The organism is Iodobacter sp. BJB302, from assembly GCF_002735645.1.
Taxonomy (GTDB): Bacteria; Pseudomonadota; Gammaproteobacteria; order Burkholderiales; family Chitinibacteraceae; genus Iodobacter.
The window spans coordinates 43,649-60,950 of record NZ_PDZG01000016.1; the positions used below are offsets into that span (position 1 = coordinate 43,649).

General features: G+C 50.7%; 12 protein-coding genes and 1 pseudogene. 11 read left to right on the top strand and 2 right to left on the bottom strand.

Features of this window, described 5'->3' with window-relative positions; genetic code table 11:
* The first annotated feature begins 71 nt into the window (after window positions 1-71).
* From CSQ88_RS07420 to CSQ88_RS07465, 10 genes and pseudogenes are all read left to right on the top strand, one after another.
* Entirely contained in the window at window positions 72-1,970 is a 1,899-nt protein-coding gene (locus CSQ88_RS07420) for an ATP-binding cassette domain-containing protein (RefSeq protein ID WP_099397470.1), read from the top strand.
* A gap of 187 nt (window positions 1,971-2,157) precedes the next feature.
* A complete protein-coding gene (locus CSQ88_RS07425) occupies window positions 2,158-5,049 on the top strand; it encodes a PAS domain S-box protein (protein ID WP_099397471.1) in 2,892 nt (963 codons plus the stop codon).
* A 104-nt stretch (window positions 5,050-5,153) separates the two neighbouring features.
* On the top strand, window positions 5,154-6,743 hold the full coding sequence (locus CSQ88_RS07430; RefSeq protein WP_099397472.1) for a peptide chain release factor 3: 1,590 nt from the start codon (window positions 5,154-5,156) through the stop codon (window positions 6,741-6,743).
* A gap of 261 nt (window positions 6,744-7,004) precedes the next feature.
* Complete coding sequence (pflB, locus tag CSQ88_RS07435) at window positions 7,005-9,317, top strand: formate C-acetyltransferase (protein ID WP_099397473.1); 2,313 nt, start codon at window positions 7,005-7,007, stop codon at window positions 9,315-9,317.
* A 103-nt stretch (window positions 9,318-9,420) separates the two neighbouring features.
* A pseudogene (locus CSQ88_RS07440) lies at window positions 9,421-9,594 on the top strand (glycine radical domain-containing protein); the annotation flags it as partial.
* Between the two features lie 116 nt (window positions 9,595-9,710).
* Window positions 9,711-10,496, top strand: a complete 786-nt coding sequence (pflA, locus tag CSQ88_RS07445; RefSeq protein ID WP_099397475.1) for a pyruvate formate-lyase-activating protein — start codon at window positions 9,711-9,713, stop codon at window positions 10,494-10,496.
* A 149-nt stretch (window positions 10,497-10,645) separates the two neighbouring features.
* Window positions 10,646-11,884, top strand: coding sequence for a lipoprotein-releasing ABC transporter permease subunit (locus CSQ88_RS07450; protein ID WP_180273576.1), 1,239 nt, complete (start codon window positions 10,646-10,648; stop codon window positions 11,882-11,884).
* Window positions 11,877-12,569, top strand: a complete 693-nt coding sequence (gene lolD / locus CSQ88_RS07455) for a lipoprotein-releasing ABC transporter ATP-binding protein LolD (RefSeq protein WP_099397477.1) — start codon at window positions 11,877-11,879, stop codon at window positions 12,567-12,569. The genes CSQ88_RS07450 and lolD overlap by 8 nt, the downstream gene beginning before the upstream one ends.
* 164 nt (window positions 12,570-12,733) lie before the next feature.
* A complete protein-coding gene (locus CSQ88_RS07460; protein WP_099397478.1) occupies window positions 12,734-13,558 on the top strand; it encodes an ABC transporter substrate-binding protein in 825 nt (274 codons plus the stop codon).
* A gap of 142 nt (window positions 13,559-13,700) precedes the next feature.
* Entirely contained in the window at window positions 13,701-14,498 is a 798-nt protein-coding gene (locus CSQ88_RS07465; protein ID WP_099397479.1) for an ABC transporter substrate-binding protein, read from the top strand.
* A gap of 90 nt (window positions 14,499-14,588) precedes the next feature.
* Here CSQ88_RS07465 and CSQ88_RS07470 read toward each other — a convergent pair whose 3' ends face one another.
* Window positions 14,589-15,470, bottom strand: a complete 882-nt coding sequence (locus tag CSQ88_RS07470) for a mechanosensitive ion channel family protein (RefSeq protein ID WP_180273577.1) — start codon at window positions 15,468-15,470, stop codon at window positions 14,589-14,591.
* Between the two features lie 15 nt (window positions 15,471-15,485).
* On the bottom strand, window positions 15,486-16,418 hold the full coding sequence (locus CSQ88_RS07475; protein ID WP_205836308.1) for a tRNA-dihydrouridine synthase: 933 nt from the start codon (window positions 16,416-16,418) through the stop codon (window positions 15,486-15,488).
* 191 nt (window positions 16,419-16,609) lie between these two features.
* On the opposite strand from CSQ88_RS07475, the gene CSQ88_RS07480 reads away from it, so the two are divergent.
* A complete protein-coding gene (locus tag CSQ88_RS07480) occupies window positions 16,610-17,197 on the top strand; it encodes a LexA family transcriptional regulator (protein ID WP_099397481.1) in 588 nt (195 codons plus the stop codon).
* Window positions 17,198-17,302 lie beyond the last annotated feature (105 nt).

A 17,302-nucleotide genomic window follows, 5' to 3' on the forward strand; every position in this document is an offset into this window, starting at 1 on the left:
GGCAAAGGCGCACAATCTGCCCTCTATATTCAAACATTCAAATAAGCAAAACCCCTGCTTCAAGGTACCAAATGCCCATTTTAATTGTAGAAAACGCTCACCTCGCCTATGGCCACGTTCCGCTTTTAGACGGAGCCAGCTTTATTCTTGATGCTGGTGAACGCGTTGGTCTGATCGGCCGCAATGGTGCAGGTAAATCATCCCTTCTTAAAACCGTCGCAGGCGTCAATAAGCTGGACGACGGCGTTATCCGCCTCGAAACGGGTGCGAAGATGGCTTTTGTTTCGCAAGAGCCTGTATTTGATATGGAACACACCGTTTATGAAGCCGTGGCCGAAGGCCTGGGTGCGGTGCGCCAGACGCTGATTGACTATCACGCAGCGCTGCAAACATTAGATGACAGCGAAGAAAGCTTAACCCATCTGATGGATTTACAGCACGATTTAGAAGCGCAGGATGGTTGGCGGCTCGATTCGCTGATTGCATCGATTATGTCGCACCTTGATCTGCCTGCAGAAACAAAAATTGGCGCTTTATCAGGCGGCTGGAAAAAGCGAGTGGCGCTGGCCCGTGCTTTGGTGTCTGAACCACAGCTCTTATTACTGGACGAGCCAACCAATCACCTGGATGTTAGCGCGATTGAATGGCTGGAAGAACTGCTCAAAAATTTTGCGGGCAGCGTGTTGTTTATTACCCACGATCGCCGCTTCCTCGACAATATTGCCACCCGTATTATCGAACTTGATCGCGGTAATCTGACCAGCTTTCCGGGCAATTTCAAAACTTATGAAGCTAAAAAACAAGAACTGATCGAGCAGGAAGAATTTACCAATAAGAAATTCGATAAAGTGCTCGCCCAGGAAGAAGTATGGATCCGCCAGGGGATTAAAGCGCGCCGTACCCGTAATGAAGGCCGCGTACGCCGCCTGGAAGCCTTACGTATCGAGCGCAGCCAGCGCCGCGAACGCGTGGGCAATGTCAGCTTTAATGTGGATTCGGGCGATAAATCAGGCAAGCTGGTCGCCGAGCTAGAAAACGTCACCAAGGGTTATAACGGCAGAACGCTCGTAGGCAACTACAGCACCCGCCTGATTCGTGGCGATCGCATCGGTTTGGTCGGGCCAAATGGCGCGGGTAAAACCACTCTGCTTAAAATGATTCTGGGTGAATTACAGCCTGACAGCGGCGAAGTTAAACTGGGCACCAACTTACAAGTGGCCTACTTTGATCAGTTCCGCGAACAGCTGGATGAAAACGCCACCGTGATCGATACCATCAGCCAGGGTAATGATTACATCGAAATTGGCAATCAGCGTAAACACGTTATCAGCTATCTGGAAGAGTTTTTGTTTGCGCCAGCACGCGCGCGCAGCCCGGTCAGCTCTTTATCCGGTGGTGAGCGTAACCGCCTGCTGCTGGCCCGTTTGTTTACCCGCCCGGCCAATGTTCTGGTGTTGGACGAGCCCACCAACGATTTGGATATCGACACCTTAGAGCTGTTGGAAGAGCTGCTGTCTAATTATTCCGGCACGGTATTCCTGGTCAGCCACGACCGGGCCTTCCTGGATAATGTGGTCACTCAGGTGATTGCCTTTGAAGGCAATGGCGTACTGATTGAAAACGCCGGCGGATACGCAGACTGGATGGAAGCCAAAGCACGGATGGCCAGCAATGCGCCTGTTGTGGCGGCCCCGCCCAAAGCCAGCTCAGCACCACAAACCAAGACGGCTGAGCCCGCCAAAGCGAAGAAAAAGCTTTCATTTAATGACGCCCGCCTTTTAGAGCAGCTGCCGCTGCAAATTAATGCACTTGAAGCCGAGAAAGTGGATATCCAGCAGCAATTACTCGACGCCAGCATCTATCGCAACGGGCCAAAGCTTGCCCGCGAAATGCAATTACGCATCGAAGAGCTGGATGGGCTGATTCTCGAAAAGATGACTAAATGGGAAGAACTGGAAGCAAAAGCTTAAGTTGTCTTTTATAAATAGCGTATTGCTGCAGCGCAAAATGGCTGATGCAATACACTATAGTATGTCTGATTAAGTGATCAAAAAGGATAAGCCGGCTCAGCAACAGCCGGCTTATCCTTTGCCCGGCAATCCGCGCCTTTTCTTTGCCAGGCCCAATTTCAATGCATCCATCCCAAACCACTAAACTATGAACCGGTTTTTCGCACGATCACTGCGCCCCACGGGCTCGGCTACATCCCTCAAGCTACTGCGTGGTGGCCTGATCCTGCTGTACGCCATTTTAGCCATTGTCACCACCGTTGCGCTGGTCATCGTATCTTTGCATGACTACCAAGCCACCATCAAAGAAGCAGAACGCAGCAGCCTGTCCCTAGCCCGCTCACTGGATGAGCACGCCACACGCTCTTTTGTTTCAGTTGAGCAATCCATGCAAAATATCGTGGAAAACCTCAATCAGTATGGCGGAGTGGACGAAGCCAATGAGCTGCAAACCCATAAGGTATTACAAGATAAAGTAAAGCTTACCCCGCAGGTGCGGGCCATCATCACCATCGACAGCAAGGGGCTGATCCAGAGCCACGGGCTGGAATACCCTACCCGGCGTGTTAGTCTGGCGGACCGGAGTTATTTTCTCTATCACCGCCAGTTTCAGGACAGCCGTCCGCTCATTGGCAACCCAATCCTGAGCCGCACAGATGGAAAATGGCTGATCCCCGTGACACAGCGCATCAAAAAAAACAATAACGAGTTTGGTGGCGTGATTTTAGCGGGCGTAGAGCCCCAGTATTTTATTCAGTTTTATCAATCGCTCAAATTAGCGCCGGGCAGCCATGTTCATTTACTGCGTAGCGATGGCGTGATTTTACTGAGCTACCCATTTGATGAAGCCCAGATTGGCCGCAATTTAAGGGATATCGACCCGCTGCTCTTCGAGCAGCGCCGCCTGCAAGGCTCCAGCGTTTACCCAAGCACCTATAACAACACCCAGCTGCTGACTGCGTTTCACACCAGCCAGAGTATTCTGCCGCTGATTATTCTGATTTCCACCGACCGCAACACCCTGCTCAATCGCTTTATGAGCGATCTTATTACCCGTGCCTTGGCGGGTTTAAGCTTTGTGCTGATTATTTCCTGCCTGCTCTATTTGCTATTAAAACAAATCAGGCGAGTGGAAAGCATCGAAGAAAGATTGCATCTCACCCAATTTACCGTGGATGAAGCCCCGGATATTATTCTCTGGGCCGATTATTCCGGCCAGATTTGCTATGCCAACCGGGCTACTTCAGCCAGCACCGGCTACAGCGCGGACGAGCTGCTCAAATTACGTTTCTTTGATATTTTCCCGCAAATCAATCAAGCCCAGTGGCAAGAATTCTGGAACACCCTTGCGGTTGAAAAGCGTTTGCTTTACACCACGCACCAGATCAATTTGCAACATACTCAGCTGCCGGTTGAAATCACCTTCAGCCAAATCACTTTTGCTGAAGTCGCCTATCTTTGCGCCACGGTGCGTGATATTTCCGAACAGCAAAACAGCGAACGCGAACTGCGTCGGCACCGCGACCACCTGCAAGATTTAGTCTGGGAGCGCACAGCAGAAATCCGCTCCGTGCTGGATGCCAGCCCGCTGGCCATTATGCTCTCAGTAAAAGGCACGATACGCTTGGTCAACCCTGCGTTTGAGGCGCTGTTTGGCTACAGCACGGCAGAAATCACCGACATGCCAACAGATATGCTGCATGCCTCTGCCCAGCACTTTACGGCCTATAACAAACCCATCCGTGAAGCCATTAAGAGTAAAGGCACATTCCGGGGCGAGATGGAGCTCTACCGCAGAGATACCTCCAGCTTCTGGGCCATGGTCTACGCCAAAGAAATGGTCGCTGGTGATATCAGCAAGGGCCTGATTTGCGTGATTGAGGACGTCAGCGCGTCCCGAATTGCAGCGCAGGCGCTCAGACAATCAGAGCGGCTTAAACGCACAATCATCGAGGGCACTGCCGACGGTTTTATTCTGATTGACAGCAAAAGCCGCATTGTTGATATCAACCAGGCCTTTTGCCAGCAGCTGGGGCTCAATCGCAATACGCTGATTGGTAAACAACCCGATCAGCTTTGGCCGGAACACGCCAATTCGATCTTCCCGGCCCATTTATCCAGCCAGCAGATGCAATCCAATCATGTAGAGGAAGTCAGCCTTCCTGCCGCAGATGGCAAACAGCGCCCGTTTTTAGTCAATTCAGCCTGTATTTATGATGAGCACCAGCACTTAGAATATGCTTTTGCTTTTCTCACCAATATTTCCAAGCTCAAAGAAGTGGAAAGTAATCTGTTAGAAGCAAAAGAAGCGGCAGAAGCGGCCAATATGGCTAAATCTATTTTTCTGGCCAATATGTCGCATGAGCTACGTACGCCCATGCATGCCATTCTGTCTTTTTCTGAAATTGGCCTGTCTAAAGTAGGGACGGCCAACAGCGCTAATTTAATCCGCTATTTTGAGCGTATTCATTCCAGCGGCAACCGCTTACTTATTTTACTGAATGATCTTTTAGATATGTCGCGGCTTGAAGCCAATAAAATGCGCTATTCAAAAATGAATTTCGATCTAAAAACAATTACAAAATACGCCTCAACCGAGCTGCTTACTTTACTGGCCAGCAAGCATATTCAGCTTAATTTAGATGCAGGCGCCCCGCCGCTGATGCTTTTCTTTGATAAAGCACGCATTACTCAGGTGATTATTAATTTACTTTCAAATGCCATTAAATTCAGCCCCAACCATACTGAAATAGATATTCATTTTATTGAAGAAGCCCGCCTCAGCGACGGCAGAGCGGCCAGCGGCTTAAGCGTCAGAGATCACGGCCCCGGCATTCCTGAAGCAGAGCTCGATTTAATTTTTGATAAATTTATTCAAAGCAGCCGCCTGAACAGCCACGCCAGCGGCACGGGTCTGGGGCTGGCCATCAGCCGCCAGATCATGACCGATCATGGCGGAGAAATTAATGCCCGCAATGCCGAAGGCGGCGGCGCAGTGATCAGTATTTTGCTGCCACTGGAACCACCTGATAAAGCATAAAGCCGGGGCAAAACCTCCGGCCTGCCGGGGCTCTGCACCGTGATCCGTGCTTATCCCCCGTAATTAACGTAAAATCCCTCTTTTGCTTTTTTGTAGCCCTTTACATGACTGATTTAGCACGCGAAGTAGGCCGTCGCCGCACCTTCGCCATTATCTCCCACCCTGATGCGGGTAAAACGACGCTCACCGAAAAGCTGCTTTATTTCTCGGGTGCGATTCAGAACGCCGGTACGGTTAAAGGTAAAAAAGGCGGCAAGTTCGCCACTTCCGACTGGATGGATATCGAAAAGCAAAGGGGTATTTCGGTGGCCTCCAGCGTGATGCAGTTTGATTACCGCGATCATGTGGTCAATCTGCTCGACACCCCGGGCCACCAGGATTTCTCTGAAGACACTTACCGCGTACTCACCGCCGTAGACAGTGCGCTTATGGTGATTGATGCGGCCAAGGGCGTGGAAGCGCAAACCATCAAACTGCTGAATGTCTGCCGCCTGCGCAATACGCCAATTATTACGCTGATGAATAAGCTCGACCGCGAAGTACGTGATTCGCTTGAGCTCTTAGACGAAGTTGAAAGCGTACTGGAAATCCGCTGCGCGCCGATTACCTGGCCGATCGGCATGGGTAAGACTTTCCGTGGTGTGTACAGCATCCTCACCGATACCGTACTGCTGTTCACCCCAGGCAAAGGCCCGCTGGATGAAGTGGAAATCATTGAAGGCCTGAATAACCCACGCCTTGATGAACTTTTTCCGCTGGAAATCGAAAACACCCGTATGGAGCTGGAACTCGTACGCGGCGCTTCGCATCCCTTTGTGCTGGAAGAGTTTTTATCGGGTGACTTAACCCCGGTTTTCTTTGGCTCGGCGATTAATAACTTCGGGATTCGTGAAATCTTAAACGCGCTGGTTGACTGGGCTCCCTCGCCAGGCGATGCCAATGCCACCGTGCGTACCATCAGCCCGACTGAAGAAAAGTTTTCGGCCTTTGTATTTAAGATTCAGGCCAATATGGATCCAAAACACCGCGACCGGATTGCTTTCCTGCGCGTGTGCTCGGGCGAATTTACCCGCGGCATGAAATTCAAGCATTTGCGGCTTAACCGTGAAATTGCAGCCAACTCGGTCGTGACCTTTATGGCGCAAGGCCGGGAACAAGTTGAAGAAGCCTACGCGGGCGATATTATCGGCCTGCCTAACCACGGCAATATTCAGATTGGCGATTCGTTCTCTGAGGGCGAATTACTGGCCTTTACCGGTATTCCATACTTCGCCCCGGAAATGTTCCGCATTGTGCGCATCAAAAACCCGCTGAAGATTAAGCAGCTGCAAAAAGGCTTGCAACAGCTGGGTGAAGAAGGTGCGGTGCAGGTATTTAAACCGCTGAATGGCTCGGATCTGATTCTGGGTGCGGTGGGTGTGCTGCAATTTGAAGTGGTGGCTTCGCGCCTTGCCAATGAATATGGTGTAGAAGCTGTATTTGAATCCACCACCATTTACACGGCACGCTGGGTAAGCTGTGAAGACGCCAAAATGCTCGACGATTTTGAAGGACAGCTGGTCAATAACCTAGGACGCGATGCTGCCAACAGCCTGGCTTACCTCGCAACCAGCCGGGTGAACTTACAGCTCACTCAGGAGCGGTGGCCTAAAATTGTGTTTCATGCAACCCGTGAGCATGCCGTTACCTTGTAAATAATTAACTCAACAGCGCCGTAATTTGGCGCTGTTTTTTTTTGGTTTTTATGCTCTGTTTTCCCAAAGCAAAAGTAGTCAACTCTATACAAGCTACAAAACCAGGAAGTTGATTTATATTAAGTTTTTGCGTCAAAGATCGGACTAGGATGAACGTATTGAAACGCGGGTTGATCGCTTTTCAGACAGATCAAACTTAAAAGCGTGTCCTGATAAGGCATGCATGGCAACAGGGTCTTGAGGCCTACAGGAGCATCAGCTATGAACGCACCAGAAAACCATCTGCAACTTGACGCTTGGCGCGGGTTTAAAACTGGCGAGTGGCAAGATAAAGTAGACACTCGTGGTTTTATCCAACTTAACTATACGCCTTACTTGGATGATGATAGCTTCCTTGCCGGCCCGACCGAACGCACCACTCAGCTCTGGACAGAATTATCTGTTCAGTTAAAAGAAGAGCGTAAACGTGGCGTATTAGAAGTATCAACTCACGTTGGTGCATCCATTACTGCGCACGGCCCTGGTTACATCAATAAAGATCTAGAAACCATCGTTGGTGTACAAACTGACAAACCACTGCGTCGCGCCATTATGCCGAACGGCGGTTTACGCATGGTTCAAAATGGCCTTGAAGCCTATCACTTTGAAATGAACCCACAAATTGTGGATATCTTTACCAAATACCGTAAAGATCACAATATGGGCGTGTTTGATGCTTACACCCCGGAAATCATGGCTTGCCGCAGCTCAGGCGTGATTACTGGTCTGCCAGATTCATACGGCCGTGGCCGTATTATTGGTGACTATCGTCGCGTCGCTTTATACGGCGTTGATTTCCTGATTAACGATAAAAAACGTGAAAAAACAGAACTGAATGATGTTCCGTTTACCGAATCCGTGATTCGTCTGCGTGAAGAATTGTCAGAGCAAATCAAAGCGCTGGGCGAACTCAAGCAAATGGCGAAGTCTTACGGCTTTGATATCTCCAAGCCTGCTGCCACCGCTCAGGAAGCCATTCAATGGCTGTACTTTGGCTATCTTGCTGCCACTAAAGAGCAAAATGGCGCGGCGATGTCGATTGGCCGTACTTCCACCTTCCTTGACGTGTATATCGAACGCGATCTGCAGGAAGGCCGTATTACCGAATCACAAGCCCAAGAAATGATTGACCATATGGTCATGAAATTGCGCATTATTCGCTTCCTGCGCACACCAGAATACGATGATCTATTCTCTGGCGATCCAACATGGGTTACTGAGTCTATCGGTGGTACAGGCCTTGATGGCCGGACACTGGTTACTAAAACCAGCTTCCGTGTTCTACATACACTGTACAACCTCGGACCGGCTCCAGAGCCTAATCTGACTGTATTGTGGTCGACTTCTTTCCCGCAAGGCTTTAAAGAATTCTGCGCGAAAGTGTCGATTGATACCTCAGCCATCCAGTACGAAAACGATGACCTGATGAAACCTAAATGGGGTGACGATTACGCCATCGCATGTTGTGTTTCAGCCATGGCCGTTGGTAAGCAAATGCAGTTCTTTGGCGCACGGGTCAACCTTGCCAAAGCCATGCTCTATGCAATCAACGGTGGTGTGGACGAAAAAACCGGTAAAGTGGTGGCCAATGGTTTTGAACCACTGAATGGTGATGTACTCGATTACGATGAAGTAATGGCTAAATATGATGTGATGCTGGATTGGCTGGCAAAAACATACGTAACCGCGCTGAACTCCATCCATTACATGCACGATAAATATTCGTACGAACGCATCGAAATGGCACTGCACGATCGCGATATTCTGCGCACCATGGCTTGTGGTATTGCCGGTCTATCAGTGGCTGCGGATTCACTTTCTGCCATCAAACACGCAAAAGTAAGCGTTGTACGTAATGAAAAAGGCATTGCCGTTGATTACAAAATCGAAGGCGATTACCCCGCTTACGGTAACAACGATGATCGCGTAGATGATATTGCAGTGTGGCTAACAGAAACATTCATGAACAAGATCAAGGCTCAGCCTGTGTTCTATCGTGATTCAATGCCTACTCAATCGGTTCTGACCATTACCTCTAATGTGGTTTATGGCAAGAAAACAGGTAACACACCTGACGGCCGTCGTGCAGGCACACCATTCTCACCAGGTGCAAACCCAATGAATGGCCGTGACACCAATGGCTTTATCGCTGCGGGCTTCTCAGTATCGAAGATCCCTTACGAAGCAGCCTTGGATGGTGTGTCATGGACAGCATCAATGACCCCGGATGCCCTGGGCCATAACGATGCAGACCGCGTTAAAACATTAGCGGCTTCGATTGACGGTTTGTTTGGGCCACACGGTGAAGAATGCTCCGCATGCCTCGATAAAGATGCAGTTGATCAAACCATGGATCAGCTCTTCCATCTGAACATGAATGTATTGAATCGTGACACCCTGCTGGATGCCATGGAGCACCCGGAAAACTACCCACAACTGACCGTGCGTGTTTCTGGTTATGCAGTGAACTTTGTGAAACTGACTCGCGAGCAGCAAATGGACGTGATCAGCCGCACATTCCACGGCAAGTGTTAAGAAGTATTGCTTTGTAATCTGTCAGCCCTGAGGGGCTGGCAGATTAATCCGAACCAAAGACTGACGAGCACACTCACCCAAGGAGCAGCCCATGGCACAACTATTTCACCTCAATATGAATGTGTTAAACAGGGATACCCTGGTTGATGCAATGGAAAACCCGGATAAATACCCACAACTCACCGTGCGTGTTTCCGGCTATGCAGTTAATTTCGTCAAGCTCACCCGTGAGCAGCAAATGGACGTCATCAGCCGTACATTCCACGAAAAAACGTAAGTGATACTGCTTGGCAGCTCAAAAGCAAAGTAGCTCTACCCAAAACGGATCATTAAGCGCAGGCTTAATGATCCGTTTTAACGTACAACAATAAAATAAGCACCACTGGAAAAAACATGAAACCAAGCAAGCCACTAGGGGAAATCATCCCTATCTCTTTTGATACCGAGCACCACCAGCAGGGTTTTGTACACTCAATTGAAACCGGTGCGGCCGTCGACGGCCCCGGCATGCGCTTTGCCCTTTTTGTCAGTGGCTGCCAATTCCGCTGCCTGTATTGCCACAACCCGGACACATGGAAGCTGCATAACGGCAAAAGCTATACCGTCGAAGCCGTCATGACCGAGCTTAAAAAATACGCCAGCTTTTTGCGTATTGCTGGCGGCCTGACGATTTCCGGTGGCGAGCCTTTGATGCAGGCTCATTTTGTAGGTGAAATTTTCCGCCGCGCCAAACATGATCTCAAACTGCACACCGCACTCGACACCCAGGGATTTTTAGCCGCCCACCTTGATGATGCATGGTTTGATAATGTGGATTTAGTGCTGCTGGATATCAAACAAAGCGATCCGGTTAAATACGAAGCCCTGACCGGCAAGCCACTGCAGCCCACACTCGATTTTGCTGAACGCTTACAAAAAATGGGCAAACCGGTTTGGGTTCGCTACGTGCTCATCCCCGGCATCAGCGACGATTTTGCAGATGTAGAAAAACTGGCCGATTATCTGCAGCCTATGAAAAACGTAGAACGTGTTGAAGTACTGCCTTTTCATAAAATGGGCGAAAGCAAATGGGCAGAGCTGGGCATGAAGTACGAGCTGACCGACACCCCCACCCCTACCCCAGAATTGGTCGAACGGGTTCGTGATCAATTCCGCCAGCGGGGTTTGTTTACCTGTTAACCAATCAGAATGCCAGGTGGGCAACGCTTTGTGTCCACTCCATTTTTACAAAAAAACACGCACTGGCCACCCTATTTACTCCATCCGCAAGCAAGCTCAGTGATCGAAGCATGCTAAACTAGCCGCCTTTCCCGCCCTGTTAGATTCCCATGTATGAACTTCTGATCGGTCTGCGCTATACGCGTGCCAGCCGTCGTAATGGTTTTATCTCGTTTATTTCTCTGGTTTCCGTGATCGGTATTGCACTGGGCGTGGCCGCGCTCATTATTGTGCTGTCCGTGATGAATGGCTTTCAGGAAGAAGTGCGTAACCGTATTCTTGGCATGGCAGCGCATGTGCAGATCAGCGGCGTAGGCAATCAGCTGAATGACTGGCAATCGGCAGCCAGCACGGCAAAAAAGAACCCTCATGTACTTGCCGCCGCCCCCTATGTTTTAGGCCAGGGCTTGCTGACTAACGGCGGCGACCAGGTCAAAGGCGTACTCATCCGGGGCATTGATCCCAAGCTGGAAAGCGCCGTGAATGAGGTTTCTGGCAAGCTGGTCAGCGGAACATTCCAATCTTTGGAGGCGGATAAATTCGGCGTCATCCTGGGTATTTCTCTTGCCAGCGAGCTGGGCGTTCGCACGGGCGACCGGGTCACCCTGATTACCCCGCAAGGCCAGGTGACCATTGCAGGGTTCACGCCAAGATATAAGCAATTTACCGTGACCGGCATATTTAAAGCCGATTACGCCCCCTACGATATGGGCGTGGCCATGATTCATATTGGCGACGCACAAAAACTATTTCGCACCGCAGACGCTGTTTCGGGCGTCAGACTTAAACTGGACGACCTTAATTTAGCCCGCCGCGTTGCGCGGGAGCTCAATTACGAAATGCCTAATTTAATTGTGGCCGACTGGACTCAGGAAAACCCCACCTATTTCCGCGCGGTTGAAATCGAAAAGCGCATGATGTTTATCATCCTGACGCTGATCGTGGCCGTTGCAGCGTTTAATCTGGTTTCTACCTTGGTGATGGTGGTGACCGACAAGCAAGCCGATATCGCCATTTTGCGCACACTAGGCGCATCTCCTGGCTCCATTATGAAAATCTTTGTAATCCAGGGCGCTTTATCCGGCCTGATTGGCACTGGCTCCGGCGTACTGGCGGGCGTGTTTATCTCCAAGAATCTGGATGTGATTGTGCCGTTTATTGAACGTATGCTGGGCACGACGATTTTATCCCCGGATGTTTATCTGATTTCCGAGCTGCCATCGCGCGTGCTATGGGGCGATGTCAGCAGTATTGGAGGTATTTCACTGGTCTTAGCGCTGGTTGCAACCCTCTACCCAAGCTGGCGCGCATCCCGCGTTAATCCTGCCGAGGCTTTACGTTATGAGTAATACCAGTCAAACGCCCGTACTGGCGGCACAAAATTTAAGCAAAAGCTATAAAACCGGCAAACTGGAAACCCAGGTACTGGCCCATATTGATTTTGAACTGCATCAGGGTGAAACCGTCGCCATTGTGGGGGCATCAGGCTCTGGCAAATCCACCCTGCTGCACTGCCTTGGGGCTTTGGATGCACCAAGCAGCGGGCAAATTCAGCTAATGGGTAAAGACCCGCTGGCACTCAATGAAACCGAACGTGGCCTGATGCGCAATCAGCATCTGGGCTTTGTTTATCAGTTTCATCATTTATTGCCCGAATTTACCGCTGCAGAAAACGTCGCCATGCCGCTGCTTATCCGGCGCATGGATAAGACTTCCGCCCTGAAAGAAGCCGAAGCCATCCTGGCACGGGTAGGCCTTGCAGATCGCAGCCACCACAAACCTGGCGAATTATCAGGCGGCGAGCGTCAGCGTACCGCCATTGCCCGTGCGCTGGTCACCCGCCCTGCATGTGTACTGGCCGACGAGCCCACCGGCAATCTGGATCGCGAAACCGCAGGCGGTGTGTTTGAATTAATGCTGGAATTAGCCAGGGAATCGGGCACAGGCTTTGTGATTGTGACGCATGATCCTGAGCTTGCTGCCAAATGCGGGCGCATGCTCAGACTATCAAAAACCGGGCTGACTGCAGGCTGAATACAGCAGACATCCTCTGAACTTAATTCACCAGCCACCATTAATGGATGGGCTTAAGTGCAGAGGATGGGTGCAATACCACTGCACCCGCTCAAACTAATGCCAGCCCAAAGCGTGCTATACCGTAATGGATGATTTTAACTATCGGCAGAGCCAGGTAGTCCATGAAACGGCCAGCACCTTACCCCTCTACTGCCATTAATCTGCTCAGACCAGCCATTGCCCTGCTTGCTTTTTGCTGCGCCAGCACGCTGAGCCATGCGCTCACGATCTACACCGAGAACTGGCCGCCCGTTAATTATATGGCGGACAATAAAGTAGCAGGCATGGCGGTTGAAATCGTTCAGGCGTTACAACACAGGCTGGGAAATAAAGACCCTATTCAGCTTGTGCCCTGGGTGCGGGGCTATAAAGCACTACTTGAAGGCCCCAATGTGATGCTGTTCAGCCTAGCCCGCTCCAGCGAGCGTGAGCAGCTTATGGTGATGCTTGGCCCCATAGCCATCAGCAGCACCTGTGTGTACACCCGGAAAGGCAATGCAGAACGCCTGCTGGCCCTTGGCGACTCCATCTACAACCAGGCCATTGGCACCTACCGGGGCAGTATCTTTGTAGATACCGCTGCAAAAAAAGGCTTTACCCGCATCGATCTGGCCGCTACGCCGCAAATGACAGCCGCCAAGCTGATAGGAAAACGCTTTGATCTTTGGATTGATGGCAGCGTAGCGGTTCCTTCTATTTTGAAAGAAATTGGCCACTCCGCCGATGAAATCGAAAAAGTCATGACGCTGGATAGCTTAGAGCTCTATTTAGCGTTTTCTGCCCAAACCCCCGCCCGCACGATAAAAGAATGGGAAGAAGCGCTGAGCTGGCTTAAAAAAGAAGGCCACTTTCAGAAAATACACCGGAAATGGCTCCCCAATGAAGTGCCACCACCAGAAGTCAATGTATTAAGGCCTCAGCAGGATCGCCTGCCATCCTCTCCTTAAAGCCAGCGCTCTCCACAGCTCAGAGCGCTTATAACCTTCAGGAGTAACAAAAAATGAATACATCAAGAAGACTCAGCCCAAACGACTGCGGCCTAAAACATGCTATACCGTAATTGAAGATTTCAACTTCGGATACTCATCCATGTTGCGGCCAGCACACCCTCCTTCTCTGTTAGCTTACATGCTCAGGCAAGCCATTACCCTGCTTGCTTTTTGCTTTGTAAGCACCCCAAGCCATGCGCTCACGATATATACCGAGAGCTGGCCCCCCATTAGTTATATGGCAGACAATAAATTAACGGGAATGGGTGTTGAAATCGTACAAGCATTACAAAGCAGAATGGAAAACAAAGACCCGATTCAGCTCGTACCCTGGGTACGCGGCTATAAGGCACTGCTTGACGGGCCGGATGTCATGCTCTTTAGCGTAGGGCGCTCCAGCGAGCGTGAGAAATTAATGATTATGCTTGGCCCCATTGCCATCAGCAGCACCAGCATTTACACCCGCAAAGGCAATGCTGAACGTCTGTTGGCATTAGGTGATGGCATTTACAAGCAGGCCATTGGCGGTTACCGGGGCAGTATCTTTGCTGATACCGCCGCAAAGAAAGGCTTCAGCAACATTGACTTAGCCCCTACGCCACAGATGACAGCCACAAAGCTCATGGCCAAACGATTTGATCTGTGGGTTGATGGCAGCGTAGTGATTGCATCTGTTTTAAAAGACATCGGCCACTCTGCCAATGAGGTCGAAAAAGTCATGACGCTGGATAGCTTAGAGCTTTATTTAGCGTTTTCTGCCCAAACGCCTGCCCGCACCATTAAAGAATGGGAAGAAGCACTGATCTGGCTTAAAAAAGAAGGCCACTTTCAGAAAATACACCGAAAATGGCTGCCCAATGATGTGCCCCCGCCGGAAGTTAATGTATTAAGACCATAGTAAGACCGAACAGCCTCACCCCCTTAGTCCTTGCCCTCAGCAGCTCAGCCCCTGATAAAACCCTTCATAAAAATCGTCCCCCTGAGGGGATCACTTTAAATCGCTCTTTGCTAATGGCTTATTTTCACTCATACCCTTTAAAAACAATCTTAATACCCGCTGCTCAATTCTGGCACGATGCCCAAGCGGCACCGCAATTTGCAGCTGCAGGCCAATTTCCTCGTAGTGATCGAGAAAAATCCTTACCCTTGGCTCCATCATTGGCGATTCCAGTGCATACCGGCGCTCCAGCTCACGGGCATGGCGGGATAAATCTTGCGCATATTCGGCAGCAATCACATCCCCCGCCTCCATCAGCACCCGTTCCGCCCTTTCCCAATCATCGTTGCGTAAAATGGCAACATGAATCGTCTGCAATACATAATCGCCCAGCATGCTTTCATTAAAAACCGGCTGACTCAGCAGCAATGAATTGGGTACGGTTACACCACGACCAACGGTTCCTTGGCGATGAGAGGCATGGCTCGATTCCATCAAAGTGGTAGAAACCAGATTCATATCAATCACCTGGCCGCGTATCCCGCCTATTTCAACCCTGTCCCCCACGGCAAACGCATTGCTGCTGCTGCGAAAAATAGACCCCAGCATACAAAGAATCATTTCTTTGGTCGCCAGCACAATCGCTGCCGCAATCGCCACCAGCGATACGGCGAAAGTCTGAATCTCGTGCCCCCAGATAAAAATCATCCCAAGCGCAAACACCGCCAAAGAGCAATTACGTAAATAAACCACCCAGCGGCGGCGAACCTCCGGCCCTAAATCATGCCTGCGTAAAATAGCGCGACGGATCAGGGAGCGGCAGACCATCAGTGAAAAAATAAAAACAGCAGAAATAATCGCATCACGAATCAATGCCCTGTCTGCCAGCATCGGCAACAAAGCCGCCGCCAGTCTTTCGTAATACCCTTGCATATCCATCCTTCTCGGCTACTTTCCCAACAATACGGCAGCTACATCATCCGGCTCGGTTAATGTACGGACCTGTGCAAATAAGGCCTCGGCTTCCGGATAAGTGCGGCGTAAATAAGTCAGCCACTGCTTCATCCGCCCGGCGCGGTGCTTAGGCATAATGTGCTGAGCCTGAATCAGCTGCCAGAAACAAATAAACAATGGCTGCAAGTCTGCCCACGGCAATTGTGGCTGACCATTTTTAGCCATCAGCGCCAAGCCTGGATTAGAAACAATCCCGCGCCCCAGCATAATCTGATCGCAACCCGAAACCGCCGCACAGCGGTGAAACTCTTCCACCGTCCAGATTTCGCCATTGGCCACCACCGGCACGGCCAAGGCTTCACGCACGGCAGGAATAAGCTCCCAATAGGCAGGCGGTTTATAGCCATCCAGCTTGGTACGCGCATGCACAACCACCCGCGCAGCGCCCGCACTGGCCATCGCCTGAGCGCATTCAATCGTCTGGCTGTTATCGTTATAACCAAGGCGCATTTTGGCTGTCACCGGAATATGTGCTGGCACAGCCCGGCGCACAGCGCCCACAATCTCATGAATTAACTCTGGCTCCTGCAGCAGCACCGCACCACCACGATGGCGATTCACGCTTTTGGCAGGGCAGCCAAAATTCAGATCAATCTCATAAGGCCCAAGCTCGGCCAGTCGCGCAGCGTTTTCAGCCATGCATACGGGATCAGACCCCAATAATTGCACGCTCACCGGCACACCCGCTACGGTTTTACTGCCATTCAGCAGCTCTGGAGCAATCCGCAAGAATGTTTTATTGGGCAATAAAGAGCCGCTCACGCGAATAAACTCAGTGACACACATATCAATGCCACCCACCCGCGTCAGCACATCACGCAGCACAAAATCAAGCAGCCCCTCCATAGGGGCAAGTAAAATCTTCAAGATATACAGCCAAAGCAATGCAGAAAGGCGCTTATTGTAAAACAGCCTGCGCCAGGACGGGCGGTAAAAGTCCGTGCGGACGCAAAAGATCAATTGCATACAGATACAACAGGCACGCGGTTCAGGCTTGACAGCAGAACGAACGTTCACTACGCTAGAGTAGAACGTTTGTTCTGCACAGGTCAAAACCCATGGCACACCCCAATCGCGACACCGAATATCTTGGCAAGCTGCAAGACTATTACGCTGATTACCGCAATCTGCCGTCTTATTCGGTGATCGGAGATTTACTCGGGCTGGCTTCCAAATCCGCCGTATCAGCCCTTGTTAAACGCCTCATGCTTGCGGGCTATGTGGATACCACACCCGACAAACGCCTCGCGCCCACCAAGCGATTTTTTGAGCGCGAGCTGGCAGATTTCCCCGTGCCCGCAGGCCTGCCTGCGGCCGCAAACGACGCCATGAGCGAAGCCATCAGCATCGATGATTACCTGATTGAGCGCCCCTCAGCATCGGTAATGGTGAGAGTCAAAGGTGATTCCATGATTGATGCCGGCATTCACGATGGTGATATCGCTGTAGTAGAGAAGCGTCATGGCGCTCATTTGGGCGATGTAGTGGTAGCCATCGTAGATGGCGAATACACGCTTAAAACCCTGAGCCGCGATAAACAAGGCTATGTGCTGATGCCCCACAACCCAGCCTACGAGCCCATCCGCCCTAAAGAAGGGCTGGAAATATTTGGCGTGATGGTCGGGCTGATTAGAAAGTACAAATAAGGCTTAAGCGCCGCCGCTTTACACATTAAGTAAAACTGAAAAAATAAAGCGGGTTTTCCGGATTATCTCATCCAATACACGCGCGGCAGCAGGGTTGGCCATTAA

Coding starts and splice junctions, on each gene's coding strand:
- pflA (WP_099397475.1), top strand. CDS start 9,711: ATGAAACCAAGCAAGCCACTAGGGGAAATCATCCCTATCTCTTTTGAT.
- CSQ88_RS07470 (WP_180273577.1), bottom strand. CDS start 15,470: ATGCAAGGGTATTACGAAAGACTGGCGGCGGCTTTGTTGCCGATGCTG.
- pflB (WP_099397473.1), top strand. CDS start 7,005: ATGAACGCACCAGAAAACCATCTGCAACTTGACGCTTGGCGCGGGTTT.
- CSQ88_RS07430 (WP_099397472.1), top strand. CDS start 5,154: ATGACTGATTTAGCACGCGAAGTAGGCCGTCGCCGCACCTTCGCCATT.
- lolD (WP_099397477.1), top strand. CDS start 11,877: ATGAGTAATACCAGTCAAACGCCCGTACTGGCGGCACAAAATTTAAGC.
- CSQ88_RS07460 (WP_099397478.1), top strand. CDS start 12,734: ATGAAACGGCCAGCACCTTACCCCTCTACTGCCATTAATCTGCTCAGA.
- CSQ88_RS07450 (WP_180273576.1), top strand. CDS start 10,646: ATGTATGAACTTCTGATCGGTCTGCGCTATACGCGTGCCAGCCGTCGT.
- CSQ88_RS07425 (WP_099397471.1), top strand. CDS start 2,158: ATGAACCGGTTTTTCGCACGATCACTGCGCCCCACGGGCTCGGCTACA.
- CSQ88_RS07465 (WP_099397479.1), top strand. CDS start 13,701: ATGTTGCGGCCAGCACACCCTCCTTCTCTGTTAGCTTACATGCTCAGG.
- CSQ88_RS07480 (WP_099397481.1), top strand. CDS start 16,610: ATGGCACACCCCAATCGCGACACCGAATATCTTGGCAAGCTGCAAGAC.
- CSQ88_RS07420 (WP_099397470.1), top strand. CDS start 72: ATGCCCATTTTAATTGTAGAAAACGCTCACCTCGCCTATGGCCACGTT.